This is a genomic window from Azospirillum sp. (genome assembly GCF_035628975.1).
GTDB lineage: Bacteria > Pseudomonadota > Alphaproteobacteria > Azospirillales > Azospirillaceae > Azospirillum.
The window spans coordinates 1-24,724 of record NZ_DASPIS010000044.1; the positions used below are offsets into that span (position 1 = coordinate 1).

Genomic DNA, 24,724 nt, shown 5'->3' on the forward strand with positions numbered 1-24,724 from the left:
AAGCGATTGCCGACGACGTCGTCACCATGAATTCGAGGCTTGTGCTGCATCTGGACGACGAGAAAATGGACGTGTCGCTGGTTTATCCCCAGGACGCTGACGAGCACTCGGGGAAGCTTTCTGTCCTGTCTGATATTGGCACCGCGATCCTTGGGTATCGGACTGGCGACACCATCGACTGGGTGGTTGGGGGCCGTACCCGGCGTATCGCGGTCGACAAGCTGACCTACCAACCCGAGTCCGCCGGTGACTTTCACCTGTAGTTCCCGGGCGCTATCCGCCGCCGCCGACGAAGCTGCGCACCAGCGAACCGGCGACGAGATACCAGCCGTCGACCAGCACGAAGAAGATCAGCTTGAACGGCAGTGAGATCACGACCGGCGGTAGCATCATCATGCCCATGCTCATCAGCACCGAAGCGACGACCATGTCGATGACCACGAAGGGCAGGAACAGCAGGAAGCCGATCTCGAACGCGCGCCGCAGCTCCGACAGCAGGAAGGCCGGCATCAGCAGCCTGAGATCGACGCTCTCCGCCGTCACCGGCCGCTCGTCCCTCTCCGTGGGCTTCGCGGCCGCGCCGTCCTCGCCCGCCGGCTTCGGCTTTGCGGTGAAGGCGGCGAAGGCGGCAAGGTCGCGTTCGCGGACATGGGAGGCCATGAAGCCGCGGAACGGTTCGATCATCCGCTCCAGCCCCTGCTCCTGCGTCACCTGCTCGTTCAGCAGCGGGCGCAGTCCCTCCTGCCAAGCGCTGTCGATCGTCGGCCCCATGATGTGGAAGGTCAGGAACATGGCGAGGCTGACCAGCACCATGTTCGGCGGCGACTGCTGGAGGCCGAGAGCGGAGCGCAGCAGCGACAGCACGACGATGATCCGGGTGAAGCAGGTCACCATGATCAGCAGCCCCGGCGCCACGCTGAGCACCGTCAGCAGCACGATGCCCTGGACGATCCGCCCCGACAGGCTCGCCCCGTCCGCCAGCGACCCCAGCGCACCGAGATCGAGGTCGAGCGGCGCCGCGGCGGCAGGGCCGGCGGCGAGGATCAGGGCGAGGAGGAGGAGGGTGCGCATGCGAGGGCTTTCGGGGGGTGTTGGCGGAGTGGTTGCCGCGGTTGCCCCCTCCCCATCCCTCTCCCACCGAAGGTGGGGGAGGGATGGGGAGGGGGGCACCGGTAGGGATTCCCCCTCAGTCGATCTCCAACTCCGTCCGCACGATCTCGGTCAGGGTGACGCCCAGCCGCTGGTCCTCGACGATCACCACTTCGCCGCGCGCGACGAGGCGGTGGTTGACCAGCACCTCCACCGGTTCGTCCACCTTGCGCTCCAGCTCCAGCACTGCGCCGCGGCCGAGCTTCAGAAGCTGCGCCACCAGCATGCTGGTGCGGCCCAGCACGACTTGGACGTCGACCGGCACGTTGTAGATGGCGTTCATCGGGCCATCGATGGTCTTCTCGCCGAACTTCTCGGCGGCCTTTTCAGCCTGCTTGGAATCGTCGTCGAGCATGTCGAGGTTCAAGGGAGGCATGAGGGTTCTCGCTTCGGATCGTTCAGGTGATGTCGGGGGACGGCGCCGGCCCAAGCGCGGCGACGGCACGGTCGGCAAGTGCGGCGACGGCGGCCTCGAAGGCTGCAGGATCGCGGCGGACGGAGCCGGCGCCCCAGTTCGCTTCCAAAGCGCCGACGGCGAGCGCCGGGTCGCCCTGGATGTCGATGCGGCCGCGGAATGCGCCCTGCCCGGCCAGCCGCTCTTCCAGCGGAGGGCAGAGCGACGGGTGCAGGCGCAGGGTGAGGACCGGAGATTGGCCGGCGGCGCGCAGGGCGTCGGCGGCAAGCCGCTCCACCTCCTCGCGCGCCACATGATCCAGCAGTTGCGGCACCATGCGGCGAACCAGCGCCACCAGCACGAAGGCGCCCTGGGCCTCCAGCCGTTCCATCAGGGCGGCATGGTCGGCGTCGAGCGCCGCCATCCGCTGCGCCAGATGGTCAAGGGTGGCGGCAAGCTCCGCCTCAATCCGGCGGGCGGCGGCACGCTCGCCCTCGGCCCGGCCCTGGGCGAGCCCCTCGGCCAGCGCGTTCGCGCGGGCTTGCGCCAGGGCGGCCTCATGTTCGCGCTCCGACAGGGTGGGAAGGTCGAGCGGATCGGCCGCCTCCACCACCTCCGGCTCCGCCGCCGGGACGGGCGCACCGAAGCCGTGGTCGAAGCGGTAGCGCGGGTAGGCGGCCATCACGCCACCTCCTCATAGAGCCAGGAGCGCAGGATATCGATGGCCTCGTCGGGATACTGGTCGACCAGCTCGCCCAGCCGCCGGATGGACGAGGCGCGGACCCGGCCCTCCACGGTGCGCAGCTCGATCAGCTGGTCCATGGTCTCCTCGATGCCCAGCTGCGGCGCCATCGGCGCGGCGGCAAGTGCTGCGGCATCGCCCTCCCCACCGTCGGCCAGCGCCGCGCCGCCGCCGGCCGCGGCGGCCGAGGCCATGGCCGGGCCGGTCAGCTGCGGCATGGCGCCGGCTGCGGGCGCGGCCAGCGCCGGGGCCGGCGCTTCCGCCACCACCGGTTCGGGCGCCGGGAAGACGCGGCGGATCAGCGGACGCAGGCCGACCAGGATGACCAGCGCGGACAGCACCAGCAGGATCACCCACTGGATCAGCGTCATGACGTTGCGGCTCAGCGTCTCGGCGATCTCGTCGCCCAGCGGGCGCGGCGCCAGGTCGGGGGCCAGATCGACGAATTCCAGATTGTCCACCGTCACCCGGTCGCCGCGCGCCTCGCTGAAACCCATGGCGGAGCGGACCAGCTCGGTCAGGCGCTGCAGCTCTTCCGCGCTGCGCGGCTCGTACTGGCGGGTGCCGTCGGCGGCGGTCTTCCAGGTGCCGTTGACCAGCACGGCGACGCTGAGGCGGCGGACGTCGCCCGGCTCGATCACCGTCTCGCGGCTGATGTTGGAGATCTCGTAGTTGACGGTCTCCTCCTGCCGCTTGCTGTCGTTGGAGGATTGCGGCCCCTGCGGCTGGGCACGCACGTCGCGCTGCGGCAGGTTCTGCTCGGCGGTGACCGGCGGTTCGCCGTTGCTGTCCTGGCTGCGGTCCTGCTCCTGCACGGTCTGGGTGGAGCGGACGACCTGGCTGTTGGGATCGAAGGTCTGGCTGCGCACCACCTCGCGCTTGGTCTCCACCTCTGCGGCGACCTGGACGCGGACATTGCCGGCGCCGAGCCGGGCGACCAGCATCTGCTCCACCGCGCGGGCGACGCGGGTTTCGGCGGCCACGCGCATCCCGTCGGTGCGCGCCGAGGCCAGCCCCGGCCCGTCATCCTCGGTCAACAGAAGCTCGCCGGAGGAATCCATCACCGTCACGGCGCTGGGCTTCAGGTTCGGCACGGCGGCGGAGACGAGATGGCGGATCGACAAGGCCTGCTTGCGGTCCATCGCCGCCCGGCCGCGCATGCGCACCACCACCGACGCGGTCGGTTTCGGCGCGCTGCGCGAGAACTCCTCGCGCTCCGGCAGGACGATGTGGACGCGCGCGGCCTCGACGCCGGCCAGCGTCTCGATGGTTCGGCCGAGTTCGCCCTCCATGGCGCGCAGGCGGTTGATGCGCTGCATGAAGCTGGTGATGCCGAGCGGCTTGTCGGTGTCGAACAGTTCGTAGCCGACGCCGCCCTGCGCGGGCAGGCCCTTTTCCGCCAGCGCCATGCGGACGCGGGAGACCTCGGACTGCGGCACGCTGATCGTCGTGCCGTCGAAGCCGGCATTCACCGGCACGCCCATCTCCTGCACCGCCTTGGCGATGCGGCCGGCCTCCACCGGTTCCAGGCCGCTGTAGAGCGGCGTCATGTGCGGCTGCGACAGCAGAAGCGCCATGCCGGCGACGGCCAGGACGATGCCGAGCCCGGTCCCCGCCAGCACGAGCAGCCGACCGCGCCCCAACGACCGCAACGTGTCGATCAGACTGTCCACGGTTCCCCGCACCTTTAAAGTTTCTGAAAATCGGCGGGCCTAGTCTTCGCCCTGCGCACCCCCTCACGCTAACGGGGCGACTTTTAAGCGGAGTAAAAAACGGCGCAGCCTCCCAAGACAAAGCGCCTCAAATCTTACCGAATGCCAGCTTTACTAAAATTTTCGGCAATCGCCGGCGGGATGGATCGATGATTACACGATTTGGCATGGCGGGGACGGCAACGGTCCGGGACGAAGTCCTGAACCGGCTGCGCGGTTCGGGACGCATCCTGGTGATCGCCCTGCCGCTCGCCCGCCTCGCCGCGGGCATGTTGGCGCTGGGGGGCGTGGTGGCCGCCGGGATCACCGGATACTGGATGGCCGCCGGCCCGCAGGCGCTGGACCGGCTGTGGCCCGCGGCGACGGAGGCACTGCCGGCCGACGGCGTGATCGACATGCCGGAACTGGTCGTCAATCTGCGGCGCGACACGCCGTCCCGCTTCCTGAAGATCGGCCTGTCCCTGACCGCGGCCCACCGCGATCGCGAGAGGCTGGAGCGCGCGATGCCGCAGCTCACCGACAGCCTGCAGGAGTTCCTGCGTAACCTGGACCAGGACGACCTGGAGGGGTCGGCCGGGCTCCACCGGCTGCGCAGCGAGATCAAGCGCCGCTTCAACCTGATCCTGTCCGATCCCGCCGGCCGGCAGGAGGTCGTCACCGACGTCCTGCTGCGCAGCCTGCTCACGCAATAGCGACCTCCAGAGGCACCGGATGACCGACACCCCCGCCCCGACCGCCCCATCCATGGCCGCTCCCCAGCCGATTCCCGACGAGGCCGCGGACTGGTCCGATGCCGCGTGGGAACTGGCCGCCGCACAGCAGACCGATCCGCCCGCCCCGCCCGCCGCACCGGCGGCGGAAGCGATGAGCGAGGCACTGGCCAACCTGTCCGGCGAGACCAAGACGCTGAGCCAGGAGGAGATCGACCGGCTGCTGAATTTCGGCGCACCGGAAGGCGGCGGACCGGAGATGAGCGCCATCCAGCGGCTGGTCAGTTCGACCACGGTCAACAAGGACCGGCTGCCGATGCTGGACGTGGTGTTCGACCGCATGGTGCGGATGCTGAACACCTCGCTGCGCCAGTTCGCCTCGACCAACGTGGAGGCATCGCTGTCGAAGATCGAATGGCTGCGCTACACCGATTTCCAGGACGCCATCGAACTGCCGGCGCTGATCGGCGTCGCCCGCGCCGAGCCGTGGGACAACCAGATGCTGGTGTCGATCGACAGCGCGCTGATCTATTGCATGATGGACGTGCTGCTGGGCGGTCGGCGGTCGCGGCCGGGGCGGATCGATGGGCGCGCCTACACCTCCATCGAGCGCAAGATGACCGAGCGGATGATGAAGGTGGTGCTCCAGGATCTCGGGCAGTCCTTCGACCCGCTGGCCCAGGTGGACTTCGTCTTCGACCGGCTGGAGGTGAACCCGCAGTTCGCCACCATCACGCGCGCCACCAACGCCATCATCCGCGTGCGCATCGCCGTGGAGGTGGAGCGCCGGACCGGCCACATCGACATCGTCATCCCCTACGCCACGCTGGAACCGGTCCGCGGCAAGCTGGTGCAGATGTTCATGGGCGAGAAGTTCGGCCATGACACGGTGTGGGAAAGCCACCTGAAGAACGAGCTGATGCGCTCCAAGCTGGAGCTGGTCGCCGTGCTGGCGGAGACGAAGGTGCCGCTGGGCGAAGTATTGGCCTGGCAGAAGGGCCAGTCGCTGAAACTGCGCATCAGCCCGGATCAGACCGTCCTGGTCTTCAGCAAGACCATCCCGCTGTTCGCCGGGCACATGGGACAGCGCAACGACAACATCGCGGTGAAGATCGACACCGATCTCGACACCAAGCAGGAGCTGATCGATGGTCTCCTTTCTCATTGACGCGGCCCTGGCGGTGATGCTGGTCACGGCGACCGCCTATCTGGTCATCGTCAACAAGCGGCTGAAGCTGCTGCGCACCGGCCAGTCCGAGATCAACGCCCTGGTGTCGACCTTCTCCAAGTCGATCGACGACACCGACGCCTCGATGAAGCGCATGGTGGCCTCGGCGACGGAGATCGCCGCCCGGCTGTCCGACGACCTCGACCGTGCCAAGGGCATGAAGGAGGACATGGCGCTGATCCTGGGCTCCTGCGAGCGCACCACCGCCCGCATGGAGGAATCGGTCCAGCATGCCCGCGCCCTGCTGCGCCGCCTGGATGAGGGCGCCATGGGGAGCGCCGCGCGCGTCGGCCGCAACCGGGCGCGGCCGGAGGAGAGTGACGCGGCCGGAAGCGTGGCGAAGCCGGTCGATGCCGAGGCCCCGACCGCCTCCCCGCTGCTGTCGGCGCTGAAGGCAGCGGAAGCGGACAAGGGCGAGTTCCGGGCACTTGAATCGGCCCTGCGCGCCGTCGCCGGCCAGACCGACGAAGCCCCCGCTCCTGCTTCCACTGCCCCGGCCAAGGCCGCGGCCAGTGCCTTCTACGCGCGGCTGCGCACCGTGGGATCGGAGGCGTCGGCATGATTCCGCGCATCCTCCCCATCACCTTGGTCGCCGTCCTGATGGTCCTGCCGCTGAAGCTCGGCGCCCTGGTGGACGGGTTCCCGGTCATCGCCCAGCAGTTCGACCGCGAATTCGGCGCCCATGAACGCCCGTGGGCGACCGACCTGAAGGCCACCGACCCCAAGGCCGCCGAAACGGCTGCAGCTCCGGCAGCGGTCCCCGCTCCCCTGCCGGTCTCCACGCCGGTCGCGGAAGCGCCGCCGCCGGTGGCGCTGGCTCCGCCCAGCTGCACCGACCCGCTTCTGCGCGCGGCCATAGACGAGCAGAAGGCCGACAGTTCCGGCCGCCAGAACCGCCTGCGCGAGGCCGAAGCGGTGCTCGCCGCCACGGAAGCGCGCGTCGGCACGCAGATCCAGCGGCTGAACGGCGTGAAGCGCGAGGTCGAGGCGCTGATGACCCAGCGCTCCACCCTGCAGCAGGAAGACCTGAAGCGCATGGTCGCGATCTACGAGGCGATGAAGCCCCGCGACGCCGCGCGCATCCTGACGGACATGGAAACCGACATGGTGGTCGACGTGCTGGACCGCATCACCGAACGGCGCGCCGCCCCGATCCTTGCCGAGATGGCCGACGCCAAGGCCCGCGAAGTGACGCGGCTGATCCTGCAGCGCCGTGCCCTGCCCGGCGACCGCAAGGCCACCCCGGCCACGATTCCGGTGACAGCCGCCACCGCCGTGCCGCGCCCCACCCTGACCAATTGAGCGCCATGACCAGCATGCCCGATGCCGTCGCGGCACCATCCCGTCCCGCCCCGTCTCAGCGCGGCGTTTCCGCCGGCGACGACGCGCGCGACGGCGACTTTTCCAGCCTGGTGGACGACGCCGCGGAGGACGAGTCCGAGACACGCCCCGACCGGCTGCGCAAACGCTGGGAAACGAAGCCCGACAGCCCAGCCGCCGCCCAGGCCGCGATCACCCAGGCGGTGGTCCAGCCGGCGATCCAGGCCGGTGGCAGCACCGACGCCCCGCTGATGCCCTGGATGGTCGCCGCCACCCCGGCCGCGCCGCCGCCAGCCGTGTCCGCGGCACCGGCGCCCAATCCGGGCGAGGCCACCGCGCTGCCGGGGCAGCAGCCTCTTTCCGCAGCGGGGAACGGCAACCCGACCGCGGGGACCGCCGCCGCTCCGCAGCAGCCGGCCGAACCGTCCGCGACCGGCACCCCCACACCTGCGGGCACGCCACAGAGCGCGAGCGCCGCCGAGGGTGCCCCTCCGGGCACCATGGACCAGAGCGCGGCCGACCCCGCGTTGCCGCAGCCCACGCCTGTTCCCACCGAGGCGACCGCCGCGACCGCAGCCATGGCGGCCCCCGCGGTCCCCGCCGCCGATGCGGCCCCGGACGGGCGCGCCAGCCGCCGCGACGAGAGCACCGATCCCCGCACCGCGATCCGCTCCGCCCGCGGAACCGGCCGGCCGACTGCCGCAGGCAAGGCGGACCAGTCCGTTACCGCTGCGGCTGCTCCCCGGACGGCCCAGCCCGCCGCCGACGCGACCGCCGGCTTTGTCGCCCCCGAGCCACTCCCCGCCTTCGGCACTCCGCCCGCCGCCGGCAGCGGCAGCGGCAGCGCCGCGACCGGTTTCGAAGCCCTGCCCACCCTGCCCGCCCAGGCCGCGACGCAATACGCCGCTGCCGCGGCATCGGGCCGGGCCGCCACGGCGCACAGCCCGGCAATGGCGCAGCTCGCCGCTCCGCTCGTCCGCGTGCTCGAATCCGGGGGCGGCGAGTTCCACATCGACCTCGCCCCGGCGGAGCTCGGCCGCATCCGTGTCGTCGCCGACGTCAGCGACGGCAAGGTTTCTCTGACCGTTCAGGCCGAACAGGCCGACACGCTGGCATTGCTGCGGCGCGACCTGCAGCAGCTCGAACGCGCGCTCGGCGACGCCGGCCTGTCGCTCGACAACGCCAGCCTCCAGTTCTCGCTGCAGGACGACGGCCAGTCGCGCGGCTTTGCCGCTCCCGACCAGGGCCGCGCCGCCGCCGGCTGGCGCGCCCAGGCCCAATCCGAAGCCACTCCCGAACCCGTCGCGGAAAGACCGATGCGCCCGATCGACGGGCTGGTCGACGTCACCGTCTGAACAGGAAAGTCCCTCCCGTCATGACCACCACCCCCAGCACCGGCGTCACGGCCGCCACCACCGCGAAGTCCGCCGCTGCCTCCGCCGAGGAGGCGAAGAAGGCCACGGTCGATTACGAATCCTTCCTGAAGCTGCTGACCGCCCAACTGCGCAACCAGGATCCGCTGGCGCCGATGGACGCCTCGCAGTTCATGACCCAACTGGCGCAGCTGTCCACGGTGGAGCAGTCGATGCGCTCCAACGACACGCTCGGCAAGGTTCTCGACACGCTGAAGAGCAGCGGCATGCGCATGGACATGGCCCTGCTCGGCCGCAGGGTGGAGGTGGAGTCGAACCAGCTGTCGCTGACCGGCGGCAAGGCGGAGGCCGCCTACACGGTGGACGGCCAGCCGGCCAGCGTGAAGCTGGAGGTGCTGAACAGCGCCGGCAACGTCGTCCACAGCACCCCCGGCGCCCTGCAGACCGGCCGTCAGGTCTTCAGCTGGACCGGCAGGACTCCCAGCGGCGGCACCGCGCCCGATGGACTCTACACGCTGCGGGTGACGGCGAAGGACAAGGACGGCAAGGCGTTGAACACCGCCACCGTCGTCACCGACACGGTGGCCGAGGTGCGCAGCGTCGACGGCGCCACGAAGTTCGTGCTGAAGAACGGCGCCACCGTCTCGTCGGACGCCGTGCTGTCGGCGTCGTGAGGTGGCATGCCCTCTCCCCCTTGGGGCTCCCCCTCTCCCCTCCGGGGAGAGGGTCGGGGTGAGGGGGATGCATAGTGTGGATTCGATGGAAGAGCGGGGCAGCGCGATACATGAAGGTCCTCGCCGCGCTTCCCCCTTACCCTAACCCTCTCCCCGCTTTCGGCGGACCAATGGTCCGCCTGCCGCGTCAGCGCAAACGAAGTTTGCGCGTGAGCGGGGGGAGAGGGGATTATCCACGGGGGAGAGGGCATCCATCACAGCCGCGTGTTGTCCTGGCGCAGCAGCCGGTCGATCAGCACCGCCCGCACGGGCTGGGTGCTTTCGTGGCTGGTCAGGGTGCCGTTGGCGCCGGCCAGCAGGGCGGTCGCAACGCCTTGCGGATCGACCGACGGGCCGTTGAAGCGGCCATGGCCGGCGAGATCGAACAGGGCCTCCAGCATGGCGCTGCGCGCATGCGGCAGACGGCGGCGCACCAGCAGCGCATCGTCGGCGCTGGACGCCTCCAAAGTCACCTGGGTCAGGATGAAGGCGATGGTGCGGCCGCGTTCCAGCATCGGCACGATCAGCTGCCCGGCCTCCACATAATACGGCCCACCGGAGACCGGCGACGCGGCATCGGTCCGGCCGCCGGCCGCGGTGTCTTGCGGGGCCTCGAAACGGCCGAAGCCGTAGCCGCCGGCAAAGGCGAGCGCGGCGGCCACGGCAAACAGCAGGACGGCTTTCATGGTGCGGATTCCCCAGTGAAGCCGGATGTCAGAAGGGCAGGATCACGTCCAGCACCTGCTGGCCGTAGCGCGGCTGCTGCACGTCGGTGATCTGGCCGCGGCCGCCATAGGTGATGCGCGCCTCGGCGATCTTGTCGTATTCGATGGTGTTGGCGTTGCTGATGTCCTCGGGACGGATGACGCCGGCGATGCGCATCTCGCGCAGTTCGTAGTTCACCCGCACCTCCTGCCGGCCGGCGATCACGAAATTGCCGTTGGGGAGCACCTGCGTCACCACGGCGGCGACGCGCATGGCGATGCGTTCGTTGCGCTGGATGGTGCCATTGCCGCTCGACGTGCTGGAGCTGTCCAGGTCCACGAGGCTCGACGGGTCGACCGCGTCGGGAAGGATGGCGGGAAGGCGGCTTTCCAGCCCGAAGAAGTTGGGCAGGCCGGCCTTCTCGTTGTTGGTGCGTCCGCGCTGGGTGCTGTTGCGCAGTTGCGCCTGATCGGAGATGTCGATGACGACCGTCAACAGGTCGCCCACCGACTTGGCGCGCGGGTCGCGGAAGAAGTCGCGCGATCCGGTGCGCCACAGGGAACTGGGGATCTGCTCGGCGGTGGTCGGCTGCGGCATCGGCAGCGAGATCACGCGCGCCTCCGGCTGCATCGCCGGATTGGAGATCTCCGACAGGGTGGGAGCGCTGCCGATATCGGACAGCCGCGCGCAGCCGCCGGTCGCAACCGAGAGCAGCAGGATGGGGACGAGCGCGGTGCGCATGACGGAAGCTCCCTTTTATGGGTCGATCGGGGCCGCGCGGCCCATGTTCAAGGTCGTTGAGGGATGCGCGGGCCGTTCACCGAAACGGTTTCCGCGCCGGTGACGGTCCCGGTGACGATGGTGCTGCTGGCAATGTTCATGACGCGAACGACGTCGCCGACGCCGCCCTCCTGCAGGGCGCGACCGCGCGCCGCCAGAACCAGAGCGCCGTCCTCGTAGACCAGCGTCACCGGCCGGTTGCGCTGGACGACGATGGGCGCCCCCACCGATCCGACCTGGATCAGCCGCCCGGCCGGCATCTGGCGGCGCGGCGACAGGCCGATCAGCGCCTCGGGCGACGAGATGAAACCAGATCCGGCGCGGTCCAGCGACAGGCGGACGGTGGTCAGGTCGGCGGCCTCGATGATCTCGCCGGGCCGGATGCGGCGGACCGGCACCGGCATCGCCACCTCGACCTCGGCCCTCCCGGTCAGCTCGACGATCCGACCGTCGCTGAGGATGCGGGCCTGGAAGGTTCCAGTGCGGGGATCGAGGCCGACGTCGCGCACGGCGTCGACCGGACCGTCGAAGGGCCGACCAAGCGTGACCGCCACCTGGGCGTCGGCCGGCACCGCCGGCCCGAGCGAAGCCAGAAGCTCCTCCCCCAGTCGGGTCTCGACCGGACCCGCAGCGGCAAGCCGCGGCAGCGCCAGGGCGGCTCCAAGGAGCAGAACGGCAAGAGGCCGGCGGAGGGATCGCATCACCATCGTCACCGCATGTTGGTCATGGTGGAGGCCATCTGGTCGCCGGCCTCGATCACCTTGGCGTTCATCTCGTAGGCGCGCTGGGCCGAGATCAGTTCGGTGATCTCCTGCACCACGTTGACGTTGGAGGATTCCAGGTACTTCTGGCGGATGGTGCCAAAACCGGCCTGTCCCGCCAGCCCGTCCTGCGCCTCTCCCGACGCCGGGGTGGCGCGGAACAGGTTGTCGCCCAGCGCTTCCAGTCCGGAGTCGTTGACGAACACCGTCATCGCCAGTTGGCCCTGGTTGACCGGCTGGTTCTGGCCGTCGACATAGGCCAGCACCTCGCCGGAGCGGTTGATCACGACCTCGCGCGTGCCCTGCGGCACGGTGATGCCGGGGGCGACGGTGAAGCCGTCGGCGGTGACGATGGTGCCTTCCGGCGACAGCTTGAAGCTGCCGGCACGGGTGTAGACGGTCTCGCCGCCGGGCTGGGTCACGTTGAAATAGCCGCGCCCTTCGATCGCCAGATCCAGCTCGTTGCCGGTGGAGGTCAGGTTGCCGGTGGTGTTGATACGGTTGACCGAGGTCGGCCGCACGCCCAAGCCCACCTCGACGCCGGTCGGCACGATGGTGCCCGAATCGGTCGACTGGCTGCCCTGCCGCCGCTCCGCCTGATACATCAGGTCCTGGAATTCGGCGCGCGAGCGCTTGAAGGCCGTGGTGTTGATGTTGGCGATGTTGTTGGAGATGACCTCGACGTTCATCTGCTGGGCCATCATGCCGGTGGACGCGATGCTGAGCACGCGCATGGACGGACTCTCCTTCGGAGATTAAGAGGATTTGCCGAGGCGGTTGATGGCGGAGCGCAACAGGTCCTGCCCGTCGTCCACCATCTTGGTCACCGCCTGATAATCGCGGGTCAGGTCCATCATGCGGCCGATCTCGACGATGCCCTGCACGTTGGACCGTTCCACCTTGCCCTCCACCAGACGGGTATCGGGGGCGGGACGCGCCTCCATGCCCTCGCCCGGCTCGAACAGCAGGTCGCCGGTCTGCTTCAGCATCTGCGGATTGTCGAAGCGCGAAACGGCGATGCGGGCGATCACGTTGCCGTCGGCCGACAGAAGCCCGTCCGACCCGATGCTGATGACGCTGCTGTCCGACGGGACAACGATGGGCCGCCGGCCGTCGTCCAGCACGGGATAGCCGTTGGTTCCGACCAGCGTGCCGTCGGCATCGCGGCGCAGCCGGCCGTCACGGGTGTAGCGCACGCCGTCCGGCGACTGCACGGAGAGGAAACCGTCGCCGTCCAGCGCCACGTCATAGGGATTGCCGGTCTCGGTGAAGGCGCCGGCGCGCAGGTCGGTGTAGGTGGACCGGTCGATGGTGAAGGCGATGCGGTCGGTCGGCTTGCGTCCGCCGGCCTCCAGTGCCGCTTCGAACAGGGTGCGTTCGCCGCGGAAACCGGCGGTATTCATGTTGGCGACGTTGTTCGCCACGACGTCCAGCTGCCGCCGAAGCGCCATCTGGCGCGACAGTCCGATGTAAAGCTGGTTCTCCATCGCCGAACTCTCCGGTTTTGAACTCCGCCTTAATCTGGACGATGCAGTTTAAAGCCGGGTTTCAACCTGGACCGTCCCGGCCGGCACCTTTCCGGTCTTGGACAGGGTTTGTCGATCATTTCGATAAAATGCGAGACGACTGTGATGAAACGGCGCCCGGATAACGCACTGATCACTGGTTCGACGCTGGTCCTCGCTCTGCTGGCTGTGTCCGGTCCGGCACAGGCCGCGTCCGTCCGCGCGCAGTTGGGCGACCATGGCGATTATTCACGGCTGGTCCTGTCCATGCCCAAAGGGCTGGAGCCGGTGGCGGTGGTCGACGGCTGCGTGCTGCGCATCAGCACGCCCGATCCGGTGCGTTGGCCGCTCGCCAGCCTGCGCGACAGCTTCTCCCGCCGCCTGTCGGACTTCGTGACGGCGGACGGCGGACGCAGCCTGACCGCGGCGATCCCCTGCGGCGCGCGGGTCGCCAGCCTGATGGAGCGCCGGATGCTGATCGTCGATGTCGGCGGGCCGCCGATGCCGGGCGTCAAGCCGGGGGCGCCGGTTGAGGTGCAGCCGGAGGCGGTGATTGCCGCAGGGCCGGAACCCACCCCGCCACAGGTCGATACGACCAGCGTGGCTGCGATTGCCGAAGCGTTGAACCCCATCGGCACTGCTCATGCGGCGCCCACCGGTCTCCCTCTCCCAGGAGAGTCCCCTCTCCCCTCCGGGGAGAGGGTTAGGGTGAGGGGGGAGCGCGGCGAGGATTCTCGGGATAGCCACGCAATGCATCCCCCTCACCCCGACCCTCTCCCCGGGGGGGAGAGGGGGATTCAACACGGGATGGGAGAGGGCATATCCCCTCCCCTCCCCCTCGTCGCCAGCCTGGAGGGCGAGGTCCGCTCCAGCATCGAAGACACGCTGCGCCAGTTGGAGCGCATGCCGGACCGCAGCTCGAAACCCGCCCCCCAAGCGGCCGAGCCGCCGAAACCCCCGGCTCCGCCGCCCATCGGGGCGATGGATCTCGCCGCCTGGGCCGGTGACGATTTCAACCGCACGCGCGAGGCGTTGCAGCGCGCGGTCGGCGCGGCGCAGGGCCGTGCGCGGGTCGATGCCCAGATCGCGCTGGTCCGCTTCCTGCTCGCCCGCGCCATGGACGAGGAAGGGCGCGCGGCGCTGGAGACGGCGGCCAGCCTGTCGCCGGCGCCCGACCAGCGCTATACCCTGCGCATTCTCGGCGATGCCTTCCGTGCGCTCGACCGCGAGGACGCGCCGGACGACAACCTGTTCGTCCAGTTGCCGGCCGGCGTCATGGCCGATCACAATGTCTGGCGCAGCGTCGCGCTGGCGCCCTCCCGCTGGGCAGCGGCCAAGGAGGGGTTGCCCATCGCCCTGCGCCGCCTGCTCGACTATCCGGCCGACCTGAGGAGCCGCCTGCTGACCACGCTCGCCGCCGCGTCGGACGAGGCCGGGGATGTTGCCGCCCTGAACCTGATCGTGCTGGAGATGATCACCGTCGATTCCAAGGGCATGGCCGACGGGCGGCTGGACTATTTCCGCGGCCGGCTGGCGGAGCTGAAGGGGACGCCCGACGCCGCGCTCGACCGCTACGACTCCGCCGCCGGTCTACGCCGCGGCCCCTTCGCCCGCCGGGCCGAGGTGCGCGCCATCGAACTGCGCCGCAGCCTCGGCCGGCTGGACGAGGACGGCGCCATCGCAGCGCTGGAGTCCCTGCGCTTCGCCTGGCGCGGCGACGAGATCGAGACCGACGCGCTGGCCGCCCTCGGCGGCGCCTATGCCCGCAGCGGCAAGACCGACGCGGCGCTCGACATCTTCGGACTGCTGGGCCGCCGCTTCGGCGCCACGGCGCGCGGGCGCGATGCCCTGGCGGCCGGGCGCGACCTGCTGTCCGCCGTGCTCGACCGCCTCGACCGCTCACCGCCGGGCGGGCTCTACGCGCTGGCGCTACAGGCGCGGCACGGCCGGCTGGTCGCGCTGGCCGACCGGCCGGATGGCGGGCTGCGCCTGCGGCTCGCCACCCTGCTGCTACGCGACGGCTACGCGCTGGAGGCCACCCGCATCCTGCATGCCCTGACCGAGTCCGCCAGCGGCCAGCATCGGGCCGAGTTGGGCGCCACCCTCGCCCGCGCCCTGATCGACAGCGGACGCGAGGCGGAGGCGCTGGACGTGCTGGCCAGCACCGGCAACCCGGCGCTGGAACCCGCGCTGGCCGAACGCCGCGCCCTGCTGCGTGCCGACGCGCTGCTCGGCGACGGCGACACCGTACGGGCGCTCGACGCGTTGCGCGGCCTGAACGGGGCGGAGGCGGCGCGGCTGCGCGCCCAGGGGCTGTTCGCCGCCGGCGAGTGGTCGGCCGCCCGCAAGGCCTTCGGCGAACTGGCCGCGACCGGTGCCGAGCCGACGGCGGAGGATGTGGCGCTACAGGGCCTGTCGGCCTATCTGGCCGGCGACGGCGAGGCGTTGCGCGGTCTCGGCGACCAGCAGCGCGGCCGGCTGGCCGGCACCCGCTGGGCTGGGCTGCTCGACGCGCTGGCCCCGCCGCCAGCCGACGGCCCGCTCCGCGCGGAGTCGGTGGAACGCGACCTCGCCGCCGCCGCGGCGCTCGAGCGGCTGTCGCGCGACTGGCGCGGCAAACCCTGATTCCCATGCCGGGATCCGTAAAGCCGCTTTAAACGGCGGCCTGTAGCGTCGTCGGCGCACCATCCGTCGCGACGGCCTGTGCATATCCGGAGAAGAGAAACATGCGCTTGATGTTCGGGTTGATCGCAGTGTTCGCCAGCGTGCTCGGCGGATTCTACGCGATGGGCGGGCGGATGGCCGTGCTGTGGCAGCCGGTCGAGATCGTCATCATCATCGGTGCCGGCATCGGCGGCTTCGCCATCGCCAACAGCCCGTCGGTCCTGCGGGACACGCTGCGCGCCGTCGGCGCCATCGCCCGCGGGCGGAGCACGCCCAAGAACGACTATCTCGACATGATCGCGCTGGTCTACGGCCTGCTGCGCGTCGCCAAGTCCAAGGGCATGTCGCAGATCGAGGCCGACATCGACAAGCCGACCGAAAGCCCGCTGTTCACCCAGTATCCCAATGTCCTGCGCTATGAGCGCTGCATGACCTTCCTCTGCGACTATCTGCGCCTGATCGCGCTGGGGCAGGACAACCCGCACGATCTGGAATCGCTGATGGCGGAGGAGCTGGACACGCTGGGCCGCGAGTTGAACCAGGTGCCCAAGGCGCTGCAGAACCTCGCCGACGCCCTGCCGGCGCTGGGCATTGTCGCCGCGGTGCTGGGCGTCATCAACGCCATGGGCGCCATCAGCGAGGCTCCGGAGGTGCTGGGCCGCATGATCGGCGGGGCGCTGACCGGCACCTTCCTGGGCGTGCTGCTGTCCTACGGCATGGTCGGCCCGATCGCCAGCGCCGCCCGCCAGCGCCGCGAATCGGAACTGAACATGTATTTCTGCATCAAGGCGGCGCTGTGCGCCTATCTGCGCGGCAGCCCGCCGCAGGTCTGCGCCGAATATGCCCGCAAGGTGCTCTACACCGACATCCAGCCCAGCCTGGCCGAGGTCGAGGTCGCCACCACCCTGTCGTCGCAGGCCAAGGCCCGCGACGGCCGCCAGCCGGCGTGACCGGCCATGCCGCGCAAGACCGCCCTCCCCCCGATCATCGTCAAGCGCCACCTCGGCGGCCATGAGGAAGAGGAGCACAACGGCACCTGGAAGCTGGCCTATGCCGACTTCGTGACGGCGATGATGACCTTCTTCCTGGTGATGTGGCTGATGAACATCACCACCACCGAACAGCGCAAGGGCATCGCCGATTACTTCAACCCGGTCGCGGTGTCGCAGAGCAACTCCGGCGCCGACGGCATGCTGGCCGGGCGTTCGGTCGACAAGAGCGGATCGCTGACCACCCCCAACGCCGCCGGCGATCAGGCGAGCCCGGTGGCCTCCCCGCCCGTCGTGGCCTCCGTCGGCGACAGCGACCGCCAGCCGGCCGGCCGCAAGGATCCGATGCCCCACCCCGCTGGCAGCCCGGTGCCGCCGGTCGACCTGCTGCGCCCCGCTGCCGAACCGGCGCAAACCGCGGCAGCCGAGCCGCCGGCCACAGGCGCCAGCGCGACGCGGGCGGAACTCGAGGCGCTGCTCGACCGCCAGTCCGCCGAGCTGACCGAACGAGTGGCGCTGGAAACGCTGGAACGCGACCTGCGCCAGCGTATCGCCGCGTCGCCCGACCTCAACGCCCTGCAGGGCAGTCTGGTGATCCAGCAGGTTCCGGAGGGTCTGCGCGTCCAGCTGACCGATCAGGCGCGCTTCTCGATGTTCAAGGTCGGCTCGGCCCAGATGAACGATCAGGGCCGCCGGCTGATGCGGATGGTGGCCACGGCTCTCGCCTCCGTGCCGAATCCCATCGGCATCACCGGCCACACCGACGCGCTCGGCTACGCCCCCGACGCCAAATACGGCAATTGGGAACTGTCCAGCGACCGCGCCAACGCCGCCCGCCGTGAACTGCTCGCCAGTGGCATCCCCGGCAACCGCATCGTCCGCGTCGAAGGCCGCGCCGACCTCGACCATTTTGGCAGCAGCGACCCGCTCGACCCCAGCAACCGGCGGATCAGCATCACATTGTTGCGCCGGCCGGGGTGAGGTGTCGTGGTGGTTGCCCCCTCCCTAACCCTCCCCCGCTAGCGCGGGAGAGGGAACTCCGCCACTCCTTTGCCACGCTCCCGCAAAGCTCCTGCCCCCTCTCCCGCGGAACGCGGGGGAGGGATGGGGAGGGGGCAACACCAAATGAACTTCCAAATAAAAACCCTAGACATTTTAACAAAACCGCCCGCCTTTTCCTTTAAAGCGCCTTTAAAACACCTTCGCTATCGTTAACCCCATCAGTCCTTCGTGGAGAATCCCGGGACGCGCCATTCCCCTTCCGTTTGTCGTCACTGCGACGGCCCGTTCGACGGTTGACCAGAGGATCCCAAGGATGAGCCTGTACAGCGCAATGCGTTCCGGTGTCAGTGGCATGGCCGCGCAAAGCTCGCGCCTCGCCGCCATTTCGGACAACATCAGCAATTCCCAGACGGTCGGCTACAAGCGCTCCACCGTGGATTTCTCCACCCTGGTCACCGCCCCCGGCGCGCGCAGCACCTATACGGCCAGCGGCGTGCAGTCCGCCACGCACTATCAGGTGCAGCAGGACGGCACCATCCTCGGCACCACCTCGACGACCGACATGGCGATCAGCGGCGACGGATTCTTCGTCGTCGGCAGCACGGCGTCCGGCACGCCGCAATATTCGCTGACCCGCGCCGGCAGCTTCCTGCCCGACGAAAGCGGTTTTCTGCGCAACAATGCCGGCCAGTATCTGGAAGCGTGGAAGCTGAACCCCGACGGCACGCTGCCCAACGTCAGCACCGCCCGTTTCGACGACCTGCAGTCGGTCAACATCGGCAATCTCGTCTATGGCGGCAGCCGGACGACGCTGATGGACTTCTCCGGCAACCTGCCGGCGCAGGCGGCGGCCGGCGACAGCTTCACCACCAGCCCGACCTTCTATGACGGGCTCGGCAACCCGCTGGACCTGTCGCTGACCTGGACCAAGGGCGCCACCCCCAACCAGTGGACGCTGACCGCCACCGGCCCGGCCGGCTACACGGTCGCTGGCGCGCCGGTGACGCTCAATTTCGCGGCCACCGGCCCCTATGCCGGAAAGCCGGTGGACGGCGCCGGTCTGCCGCTGGACCCGATGCCCGGCATCACCGTCACCTCGCCGGCCACGCCGACCGCCGACAGCTTCACCATGTCGCTCGGCAACGTCACGCAGTTGAACGGCGACTATGTCCCGACCGTCACCGGCGACGGCGCCAAGGTCGGTCAGGTGACATCGGTCAACATCGACGACAGCGGCAAGCTGTGGGTGATGTACGACAACGGCGCCCGTCAGGCGCTGTACCAGATCCCGATCGCCACCGTCACCAATCCCGACGGTCTGGTCGCCCAGGACGGCAACACCTACACGCTGGGCGCCGAGACCGGCACGCTGACGCTGGGCGCCGGCAAGAAAGGCGCCGCCGGCACCGTCATCGGCAGCGCGCTGGAACAGTCCAACGTCGACATCGCGACCGAACTGGTGTCGCTGATCGAGACCCAGCGTGCCTACTCGTCGAATGCCACCCTGGTGCGCACAGCCGACGAGATGGTCGAAGAAACCACCCGCCTGAAGCGTTGAGCCCAGTCGCGACGGAGCCCCGGCCATGAGCGTCCAACTCTCCCTCACCGCCGCCCTGTCCGGCCTGCGCACGACGCAGCAGCAGGCGGCGATGACCTCCCACAATCTCGCCAACGCCACCACCGCCGGCTATGTGCGCCGCGACCTCGCCCTGTCGTCGGCCAACACCGCCGGCCGCGGCGCCGGGGTGCAGGTCGACGCCATCGCCCGCAAGGTGGACGAGCTGCTGATCCGCGACGCGCGGTTCGAGACCAGCCGCTACACCGGGCAGGAGGCGCGTGCTTCGGCGCTTGCCGATTACGCCCTGGTGCTGGGGCAGCCGCAGGACGAGAAGTCGGTCTCCACCCAGCTGTCGAAGCTGCAGCAGGCCTTTTCCCGCCTGCACGGCATGCCGCAGGACGATGCCGCCCAGAATGCGGTGGTGTCTCAGGCGATCACGCTCACCGACAGCCTGAACCGCGCGGCGGAAGCGGCGCAGACGGTGCAGTCCGACGCCCGCGACCGCCTGCAGACCTCCGTCGACTCGGTGAACACCGCGCTGCAGCGGATCAGCGACCTGAACGGCAGGATCGCCGGGCTGGAAGCGCGCGGCGGCGACACCGGCGACCTGCGCGACGACCGCGACCGCCTGCTCGATCAGGTGTCGCAGGAGATCGGCATCCGCACCTACAGCCGCGAGGACGGCCAGGTGGTGGTGATGACCCGCAACGGCCAGACCCTGCTCGACCACCCGCTGGCGCCCGGCGAACAGCCGCTGACCCTGCTGGGGGACGAGGTGATGGCCAACGGCGTCGCCCTCTCCGCCAAGCCGGACAGCGAGATCCAGAGCGGCCGCATTATGGGCTATGTCCAGACCATCAAGCAGGACATGCCCCGCGCGCTGGCCCAGCTTGACGAGCTGGCCGCCGGCCTCGTCCAGGCCTTCCAGGGGGCCGAGGCCGATCCGACCCAGCCGGGCCTGTTCACCGATGCCGGTGCCGCCTATGGCACCACCGCCGGGCTGGCGTCGCGCATCGCCGTCAACGACTCGGTGCGGACCGAGAGCTGGCGGGTGCGCAGCGGCATCCAGGCGGCAACCCCGCTCCAGCCGGGCGACCAGACGCAGATCGACAAGTTCCTGACCGTCTTCACCACCGCGCGCAGCTTCGCCGCCACCGACATGCCGGCCTCGGCGACGCTGGGCGGCTACGCCACCGCCATGGTGTCTGCCCAGCAGGGCTACCGCACCGGTGCCGAATCGGAAATGAACGCGCGCAAGATCAGCGCCGACACGCTGGAAACCGCCCGCATCAACCGCGACGGCGTCAACATCGACGACGAGATGCAGAAGCTCCTGCTGATCGAGCAGAGCTATGGCGCCAGTGCCCAGGTGGTGCAGGTCGCCGGCCGCATGATCGACATCCTGCTGCAGATCAAGGGGTAAGATCCGATGCTGTACAATGCCCTGTCCACGCTGGGGATGAGCCGGAAGCTGCAAAGCACCATGACCCGGCAGCAGATGGAGCTGACCCGTGCGAACGAGGAGGTTGCAACCGGCGTCCATGCCGACGTCGCCGCGACCATCGGCGCCAGCACCGGCCGGGACATCGCGCTGCGCAACCTGTTCGACCGCACCGACGAGTATGTGAAGACCACCGACCTGCTCGACGGCCGGATGAAGATGATGGACAGCGCGATGACCAGCATCATCGCATCCGGCACCGACCTGCTGGCCGCCGCCTCCACCGGCCTGGGACAGCAGTCGCCGACCGGCACCTCGCTGCAGGTCCGGGCGCGCGGCGTGCTGGATCAGGTGGTCGGGCTGCTGAACGCGTCGGCCGGCAACGCCTATCTGTTCGCCGGCACCGCGCTCGACCAGCCGCCGATGCGCAATGTCGACGGCGACAAGTCGGGCCTGCGCTCGCCGATGCAGATCGTCCGCGACGCTATCCAGTCCGCGACCGGCGGTGCCGAGATGCCGAAGACGGCGGCGGAGACCGCGGCGGTCATCGCCCGGCTGGACGATCTGTTCGCCGTGCGCGACCCGGCCACTCCGGCCCCCGCCCCGCTGACCGATACCTTCGAGGGCGGGCTCTACACCGGCACCACCTCGGTCCAGCCCGGCGGCGCCGCCTCCCCGCGCGTCGCCGGCCGGCCGGCGGATTCCAGCACCATCGCCTATGGCGTCCAGGCCAACGACCCGATGATGCGGGAGTTGCTGGAAGGCATCTACATGCTGGCGGCGGTCGACACCTCCAAAATGGATGTCGACGCCTATCCCGACTATATCAAGACGGCGGTCGACAAGCTGTCCAGCGGCCTCGGCAACCTGCGGGAGGCGACGGCGCAGCTCGGCGTCCAGCGCGCCCAGATCGCCACCCTGGCCGAACAGCACAAGACGCAGAAGTCGATCCTCAGCCTGCAGATCGACAATCTGGAAGGCGTCGATCCCTACGAGGCGAGCACGCGGATCAGCCAACTGGAGGCGCAGATCGACGCAACTTCCAGCGCCACCGCGCGCATCGCCAAGCTGCACCTGACCAACTATCTCTAGGTCCCATCGCCATGAGCCCCGGCATCCAGGCCCCCGTTCCGCGCCGGCTCCGGCCCGCTTTCCGCCGTGCAGTCGCGTTGGCCGGCGGGCTACTGCTGGCGCTCGGCATGCTGTCGGCTCTGCCCGCCCCGGCGGCGGCGCAGACACGGGTGAAGGATCTGGTCACCTTCGACGGGGTCCGCCGCAACCAGCTGGTCGGCTACGGTCTGGTGGTCGGGCTGAACGGCACCGGCGACCGGCTGATCAACACCCCCTTCACCGAGCAGAGCCTGAAGGGGATGATGGAGCGGCTGGGCATCAACACCCGTGGCGAGACCCTGCGCACCCGCAATGCCGCGGCGGTGATGGTGACCGCCAGCCTGCCGCCCTTCCCGCGCCAAGGCACCACCGTGGATGTCACGGTTTCCGCGCTCGGCGACGCCACCAGCCTGCTGGGCGGCACGCTGGTGGTGACACCGCTCCTGGGCGCGGATGGCGAAGCCTATGCCGTCGCCCAGGGACCGCTGTCGGTCAGCGGCTTCAGCGCCGGCGGCGCGGCGGCGACGGTGACCAAGGGCGTGCCCACCACCGCCCGCATCGCCAACGGCGCCACGGTGGAACGCGAGCTGAAATTCGCCCTGAACGACGTCGGTGCCGTGCGCATGGCCCTGCGCAACCCGGACTTCACCACCGCGATCCGCATCGCCGACGCGGTGAACGGCCGGCTCGGCGCCGGCAATGCCCGGGTGGTGGACCTGACCACCGTCGATGTCCGGATCACCGGCGCGTATGTCGGCAACGTCCCCCGCCTGATCGGCGAGATCGAACAGCTGCCGGTCCGCCCCGACGCCATTGCCCGCGTGGTGGTCGACGAGCGCAGCGGCACCATCGTGATCGGCGACGATGTGCGGGTCAGCCGCGTCGCCATCACCCAGGGCAACCTGACCGTCCGCGTGGTGGAGACGCCGCAGGTGTCGCAGCCGCAGCCCTTCAGCAACGGCTCCACCGTCGTGGTGCCGCGCACCGACGTGCAGGTTCAGGAGGGCAACGGCCGCCAGTTCGTCACCGTCGGCGGCAATGTCAGCCTGCAGCAGCTGGTCAACGGCCTGAACGCTCTCGGCGTGGGGCCGCGCGACATGGTCGCCATCCTCCAGGCGATCAAGGCCGCCGGCGCCCTACACGCCGATCTGGAAATCATCTGACCGCAGGAGATGACGATGGACATAGCCGCTGCCACCTTCCGCGCCACAGCCGCGACTTCCGCTGCCCCCTCGACGCCGGCCGTCCCAAACGCGACCGCCGCCGAAAAGGTCGCCAAGGAGTTCGAGGCGATGCTGGTCGGCCAGCTGATGGAAAGCATGTTCGCGGGCATGCGTGAAAGCCCGCTGTTCGGCGGCGGCGGCCCGGCGGAAAAGCCGTGGCGCAGCATGATGCTGCAGGAATACGGCAAGGCCATCGCCGACTCCGGCACGCTCGGCATCGGCAGGATGACGCATGACGAGATCGCCCGCCTTTATGCATCCCAGGCGGAGCGGCCGTCATGAGCGTCACACTCAAGGATCTGATCCACGAATTCGCCCCTGACCGTGCCGCAGAGCAGGCGCAGGCCGAGGGGCCGGCCGCGCCCGATCCCGGCTATGACGGCGCCACCGCTCTGCTGGTGCGCGACTTCCTCGACGCTGTGGAGGCTCTCTCCGCCGTTCTGGAAGAGGAATCGGCCTGCATCGCCGCCGGCATGCTCGACCGGCTGGAGGCCTTCGCCCACCGCAAGGCGGCGATGGCCGAACAGCTGGAAGGCGCCGTCCTGCGGGCGCGCGACGAAGGCATCCGCCTTCCCGACGACCTGCGCGCGATGACCTTGCAGCGCATCGACAGGCTGGAGCGGGCGGTGTCCACCAATGCGTCCGGGCTTGTCGCCCTGCGCAAGGCGGTGCTGACCATCAACCGCAACCTGCTGGTCGCGCTGGAAAAGGCGGCCAGCGACGGCACCTATGCCCGCGACGGACAGGCCCGCCGGCCGGTGGAGCTGTCGGCGTCGGGCTTGAACGCCAGTCTTTGAACTCTAACCGCGGCTCTTCACGCTCGCCAGTTCGCCGGCCTGCTCCAGCTTGATTATGCAGGCGACCAGCGCACGCTGGAAACCGCGGGCGTCCGACGGCAGCGCCACCCCGGCGCCCGTCGGCCAGAACTCGATGAAGGCGAGGCCGCCCTCCCCTTCCCCGTTCCGGCCCTCTCCCGTTTGGCCCGGCCATTCGAAAGCGATCCCGATGCCGATCTCCTTCGTCGTCCGCCGATGGTCGGTGACGAGGATCTGAGCCTCCCAATGCATGCCGCCGGTGCCGCGATCGGCCCGCTGCTGACTCCAGCTCCGCAGATAGTCGCGAAAGCTCTCGGACTGGCGGTCGAGCCGCACATAGCTCGACCGGTCGGTGACGGCCGATGCCAGCCGCGTGGTGTAGCGCGCCTGGGCAAGCGCCCGCGTCACCTCCGCGCAGAGTTCCTCGATCAGCGCCAGCCCGCGCCGCACCGTATCGCTCAGCGCCGCCGCAAGCGTTGGGCCGGTCAGGGCCGTCGCGGCGTGGTCCTTGCGGTAGATATCGAAAAGATCGTCCGGATCGCCCATCGCCGTCCCCACGCCACCGCCATCAAGCGGACCACTGCGACCAATCCACCAAAAACAAATTAATAGCCGGTGAAGCGATCAAAAAATGCGTCGTCGCAGGCCCGCGATTTCCAAAACACGAAAAACGCTCCGGCTGATGAGAGCCGGGGCGTTTCTGATGTTCGTGACGATGCCAGCGTGTTTGCTTCGGTTTGACGTCTCTTGAGCCTGAGTGACCTGGCGGCGACCTACTCTCCCACGTCTTAAGACGCAGTACCATTGGCGCGGAGGCTTTTCACGGCCGA

Annotated in this window: 26 protein-coding genes; 16 read left to right on the forward strand and 10 right to left on the reverse strand. The window is 69.5% G+C overall.

The window, feature by feature from the left end:
• Nucleotides 1–263 (forward strand): GreA/GreB family elongation factor (locus tag VD964_RS09520; RefSeq protein ID WP_324867935.1); only part of this gene is annotated, 263 nt, incomplete at its 5' end.
• A gap of 10 nt (nucleotides 264–273) precedes the next feature.
• Here VD964_RS09520 and fliP read toward each other — a convergent pair.
• The 4 genes from fliP to fliF form a co-directional block, all read right to left on the reverse strand.
• Nucleotides 274–1,071 (reverse strand): flagellar type III secretion system pore protein FliP, encoded by a 798-nt coding sequence (gene fliP / locus VD964_RS09525; RefSeq protein WP_324867937.1) that lies wholly within the window; start codon nucleotides 1,069–1,071, stop codon nucleotides 274–276.
• A gap of 115 nt (nucleotides 1,072–1,186) precedes the next feature.
• The gene (fliN, locus tag VD964_RS09530; RefSeq protein ID WP_324867939.1) at nucleotides 1,187–1,525 is read right to left on the reverse strand and encodes a flagellar motor switch protein FliN; all 339 of its coding nucleotides are present in this window, start codon (nucleotides 1,523–1,525) and stop codon (nucleotides 1,187–1,189) included.
• Between the two features lie 22 nt (nucleotides 1,526–1,547).
• Nucleotides 1,548–2,225: a flagellar assembly protein FliH gene (locus tag VD964_RS09535; protein ID WP_324867941.1), complete on the reverse strand. Its 678-nt coding sequence runs from the start codon at nucleotides 2,223–2,225 to the stop codon at nucleotides 1,548–1,550.
• The gene (gene fliF, locus VD964_RS09540; RefSeq protein ID WP_324867943.1) at nucleotides 2,225–3,958 is read right to left on the reverse strand and encodes a flagellar basal-body MS-ring/collar protein FliF; all 1,734 of its coding nucleotides are present in this window, start codon (nucleotides 3,956–3,958) and stop codon (nucleotides 2,225–2,227) included. The genes VD964_RS09535 and fliF overlap by 1 nt, the downstream gene beginning before the upstream one ends.
• 188 nt (nucleotides 3,959–4,146) lie before the next feature.
• Here fliF and VD964_RS09545 point away from each other — a divergent pair, with 188 nt between their 5' ends.
• From VD964_RS09545 to VD964_RS09570, 6 genes are read left to right on the forward strand one after another with little or no spacing between them, the layout of a single operon-like run.
• Nucleotides 4,147–4,689, forward strand: coding sequence for a flagellar basal body-associated FliL family protein (locus tag VD964_RS09545; RefSeq protein WP_324867945.1), 543 nt, complete (start codon nucleotides 4,147–4,149; stop codon nucleotides 4,687–4,689).
• A 19-nt stretch (nucleotides 4,690–4,708) separates the two neighbouring features.
• Nucleotides 4,709–5,875, forward strand: coding sequence for a flagellar motor switch protein FliM (gene fliM, locus VD964_RS09550; RefSeq protein ID WP_324867947.1), 1,167 nt, complete (start codon nucleotides 4,709–4,711; stop codon nucleotides 5,873–5,875).
• Nucleotides 5,856–6,497 (forward strand): DUF6468 domain-containing protein, encoded by a 642-nt coding sequence (locus VD964_RS09555; protein WP_324867949.1) that lies wholly within the window; start codon nucleotides 5,856–5,858, stop codon nucleotides 6,495–6,497. Before fliM ends, VD964_RS09555 begins: the two co-directional genes overlap by 20 nt.
• Nucleotides 6,494–7,237: a MotE family protein gene (locus tag VD964_RS09560; protein WP_324867952.1), complete on the forward strand. Its 744-nt coding sequence runs from the start codon at nucleotides 6,494–6,496 to the stop codon at nucleotides 7,235–7,237. Before VD964_RS09555 ends, VD964_RS09560 begins: the two co-directional genes overlap by 4 nt.
• Nucleotides 7,238–7,242: 5 nt before the next feature.
• Nucleotides 7,243–8,610, forward strand: a complete 1,368-nt coding sequence (locus VD964_RS09565; RefSeq protein ID WP_324867954.1) for a flagellar hook-length control protein FliK — start codon at nucleotides 7,243–7,245, stop codon at nucleotides 8,608–8,610.
• A 20-nt stretch (nucleotides 8,611–8,630) separates the two neighbouring features.
• Complete coding sequence (locus tag VD964_RS09570) at nucleotides 8,631–9,302, forward strand: flagellar hook assembly protein FlgD (protein ID WP_324867956.1); 672 nt, start codon at nucleotides 8,631–8,633, stop codon at nucleotides 9,300–9,302.
• Nucleotides 9,303–9,556: 254 nt separating this feature from the next.
• Here VD964_RS09570 and VD964_RS09575 read toward each other — a convergent pair whose 3' ends face one another.
• From VD964_RS09575 to flgF, 5 genes are read right to left on the reverse strand one after another with little or no spacing between them, the layout of a single operon-like run.
• Nucleotides 9,557–10,027, reverse strand: coding sequence for a hypothetical protein (locus tag VD964_RS09575; protein WP_324867958.1), 471 nt, complete (start codon nucleotides 10,025–10,027; stop codon nucleotides 9,557–9,559).
• Nucleotides 10,028–10,055: 28 nt separating this feature from the next.
• On the reverse strand, nucleotides 10,056–10,787 hold the full coding sequence (gene flgH, locus VD964_RS09580) for a flagellar basal body L-ring protein FlgH (protein ID WP_324867959.1): 732 nt from the start codon (nucleotides 10,785–10,787) through the stop codon (nucleotides 10,056–10,058).
• 47 nt (nucleotides 10,788–10,834) lie between these two features.
• Nucleotides 10,835–11,527, reverse strand: coding sequence for a flagellar basal body P-ring formation chaperone FlgA (flgA, locus tag VD964_RS09585; protein ID WP_324867961.1), 693 nt, complete (start codon nucleotides 11,525–11,527; stop codon nucleotides 10,835–10,837).
• A gap of 8 nt (nucleotides 11,528–11,535) precedes the next feature.
• On the reverse strand, nucleotides 11,536–12,321 hold the full coding sequence (flgG, locus tag VD964_RS09590) for a flagellar basal-body rod protein FlgG (RefSeq protein WP_324867963.1): 786 nt from the start codon (nucleotides 12,319–12,321) through the stop codon (nucleotides 11,536–11,538).
• A gap of 21 nt (nucleotides 12,322–12,342) precedes the next feature.
• Nucleotides 12,343–13,074: a flagellar basal-body rod protein FlgF gene (gene flgF, locus VD964_RS09595; protein ID WP_324867965.1), complete on the reverse strand. Its 732-nt coding sequence runs from the start codon at nucleotides 13,072–13,074 to the stop codon at nucleotides 12,343–12,345.
• 144 nt (nucleotides 13,075–13,218) lie between these two features.
• On the opposite strand from flgF, the gene VD964_RS09600 reads away from it, so the two are divergent.
• The 9 genes from VD964_RS09600 to VD964_RS09640 all read left to right on the forward strand — a co-directional run bounded on the left by VD964_RS09600 (nucleotide 13,219) and on the right by VD964_RS09640 (nucleotide 23,876).
• Complete coding sequence (locus VD964_RS09600; RefSeq protein ID WP_324867967.1) at nucleotides 13,219–15,717, forward strand: hypothetical protein; 2,499 nt, start codon at nucleotides 13,219–13,221, stop codon at nucleotides 15,715–15,717.
• Between the two features lie 101 nt (nucleotides 15,718–15,818).
• Nucleotides 15,819–16,706, forward strand: a complete 888-nt coding sequence (gene motA, locus VD964_RS09605) for a flagellar motor stator protein MotA (protein WP_324867969.1) — start codon at nucleotides 15,819–15,821, stop codon at nucleotides 16,704–16,706.
• A gap of 6 nt (nucleotides 16,707–16,712) precedes the next feature.
• Nucleotides 16,713–17,726 (forward strand): flagellar motor protein MotB, encoded by a 1,014-nt coding sequence (locus tag VD964_RS09610; protein ID WP_324867972.1) that lies wholly within the window; start codon nucleotides 16,713–16,715, stop codon nucleotides 17,724–17,726.
• 352 nt (nucleotides 17,727–18,078) lie between these two features.
• Complete coding sequence (locus VD964_RS09615; protein WP_324867985.1) at nucleotides 18,079–19,305, forward strand: flagellar hook protein FlgE; 1,227 nt, start codon at nucleotides 18,079–18,081, stop codon at nucleotides 19,303–19,305.
• A gap of 25 nt (nucleotides 19,306–19,330) precedes the next feature.
• Nucleotides 19,331–20,728, forward strand: coding sequence for a flagellar hook-associated protein FlgK (gene flgK / locus VD964_RS09620; RefSeq protein WP_324867974.1), 1,398 nt, complete (start codon nucleotides 19,331–19,333; stop codon nucleotides 20,726–20,728).
• A gap of 6 nt (nucleotides 20,729–20,734) precedes the next feature.
• Nucleotides 20,735–21,838, forward strand: coding sequence for a flagellin (locus VD964_RS09625; protein ID WP_324867976.1), 1,104 nt, complete (start codon nucleotides 20,735–20,737; stop codon nucleotides 21,836–21,838).
• Nucleotides 21,839–21,849: 11 nt separating this feature from the next.
• Nucleotides 21,850–23,019: a flagellar basal body P-ring protein FlgI gene (locus VD964_RS09630; protein ID WP_324867977.1), complete on the forward strand. Its 1,170-nt coding sequence runs from the start codon at nucleotides 21,850–21,852 to the stop codon at nucleotides 23,017–23,019.
• Between the two features lie 15 nt (nucleotides 23,020–23,034).
• A complete protein-coding gene (locus VD964_RS09635) occupies nucleotides 23,035–23,361 on the forward strand; it encodes a rod-binding protein (RefSeq protein ID WP_324867979.1) in 327 nt (108 codons plus the stop codon).
• Entirely contained in the window at nucleotides 23,358–23,876 is a 519-nt protein-coding gene (locus VD964_RS09640; protein ID WP_324867981.1) for a flagellar protein FlgN, read from the forward strand. Before VD964_RS09635 ends, VD964_RS09640 begins: the two co-directional genes overlap by 4 nt.
• A 3-nt stretch (nucleotides 23,877–23,879) precedes the next feature.
• Here VD964_RS09640 and VD964_RS09645 read toward each other — a convergent pair whose 3' ends face one another.
• Nucleotides 23,880–24,440, reverse strand: coding sequence for a hypothetical protein (locus tag VD964_RS09645; protein WP_324867983.1), 561 nt, complete (start codon nucleotides 24,438–24,440; stop codon nucleotides 23,880–23,882).
• Nucleotides 24,441–24,724 lie beyond the last annotated feature (284 nt).

Bases quoted from the DNA above. Each gene is read 5' to 3' on its own strand.
- VD964_RS09565 (WP_324867954.1), top strand. From the start codon at position 7,243: ATGACCAGCATGCCCGATGCCGTCGCGGCACCATCCCGTCCCGCCCCG.
- flgK (WP_324867974.1), top strand. From the start codon at position 19,331: ATGAGCGTCCAACTCTCCCTCACCGCCGCCCTGTCCGGCCTGCGCACG.
- flgA (WP_324867961.1), bottom strand. From the start codon at position 11,527: ATGCGATCCCTCCGCCGGCCTCTTGCCGTTCTGCTCCTTGGAGCCGCC.
- VD964_RS09600 (WP_324867967.1), top strand. From the start codon at position 13,219: ATGAAACGGCGCCCGGATAACGCACTGATCACTGGTTCGACGCTGGTC.
- flgH (WP_324867959.1), bottom strand. From the start codon at position 10,787: ATGCGCACCGCGCTCGTCCCCATCCTGCTGCTCTCGGTTGCGACCGGC.
- fliN (WP_324867939.1), bottom strand. From the start codon at position 1,525: ATGCCTCCCTTGAACCTCGACATGCTCGACGACGATTCCAAGCAGGCT.
- fliP (WP_324867937.1), bottom strand. From the start codon at position 1,071: ATGCGCACCCTCCTCCTCCTCGCCCTGATCCTCGCCGCCGGCCCTGCC.
- VD964_RS09570 (WP_324867956.1), top strand. From the start codon at position 8,631: ATGACCACCACCCCCAGCACCGGCGTCACGGCCGCCACCACCGCGAAG.
- VD964_RS09555 (WP_324867949.1), top strand. From the start codon at position 5,856: ATGGTCTCCTTTCTCATTGACGCGGCCCTGGCGGTGATGCTGGTCACG.
- VD964_RS09635 (WP_324867979.1), top strand. From the start codon at position 23,035: ATGGACATAGCCGCTGCCACCTTCCGCGCCACAGCCGCGACTTCCGCT.
- flgF (WP_324867965.1), bottom strand. From the start codon at position 13,074: ATGGAGAACCAGCTTTACATCGGACTGTCGCGCCAGATGGCGCTTCGG.
- VD964_RS09610 (WP_324867972.1), top strand. From the start codon at position 16,713: ATGCCGCGCAAGACCGCCCTCCCCCCGATCATCGTCAAGCGCCACCTC.
- flgG (WP_324867963.1), bottom strand. From the start codon at position 12,321: ATGCGCGTGCTCAGCATCGCGTCCACCGGCATGATGGCCCAGCAGATG.
- motA (WP_324867969.1), top strand. From the start codon at position 15,819: ATGCGCTTGATGTTCGGGTTGATCGCAGTGTTCGCCAGCGTGCTCGGC.
- VD964_RS09535 (WP_324867941.1), bottom strand. From the start codon at position 2,225: ATGGCCGCCTACCCGCGCTACCGCTTCGACCACGGCTTCGGTGCGCCC.
- VD964_RS09615 (WP_324867985.1), top strand. From the start codon at position 18,079: ATGCGTTCCGGTGTCAGTGGCATGGCCGCGCAAAGCTCGCGCCTCGCC.
- VD964_RS09560 (WP_324867952.1), top strand. From the start codon at position 6,494: ATGATTCCGCGCATCCTCCCCATCACCTTGGTCGCCGTCCTGATGGTC.
- fliM (WP_324867947.1), top strand. From the start codon at position 4,709: ATGACCGACACCCCCGCCCCGACCGCCCCATCCATGGCCGCTCCCCAG.
- VD964_RS09625 (WP_324867976.1), top strand. From the start codon at position 20,735: ATGCTGTACAATGCCCTGTCCACGCTGGGGATGAGCCGGAAGCTGCAA.
- VD964_RS09640 (WP_324867981.1), top strand. From the start codon at position 23,358: ATGAGCGTCACACTCAAGGATCTGATCCACGAATTCGCCCCTGACCGT.
- VD964_RS09645 (WP_324867983.1), bottom strand. From the start codon at position 24,440: ATGGGCGATCCGGACGATCTTTTCGATATCTACCGCAAGGACCACGCC.
- VD964_RS09545 (WP_324867945.1), top strand. From the start codon at position 4,147: ATGATTACACGATTTGGCATGGCGGGGACGGCAACGGTCCGGGACGAA.
- VD964_RS09575 (WP_324867958.1), bottom strand. From the start codon at position 10,027: ATGAAAGCCGTCCTGCTGTTTGCCGTGGCCGCCGCGCTCGCCTTTGCC.
- VD964_RS09630 (WP_324867977.1), top strand. From the start codon at position 21,850: ATGAGCCCCGGCATCCAGGCCCCCGTTCCGCGCCGGCTCCGGCCCGCT.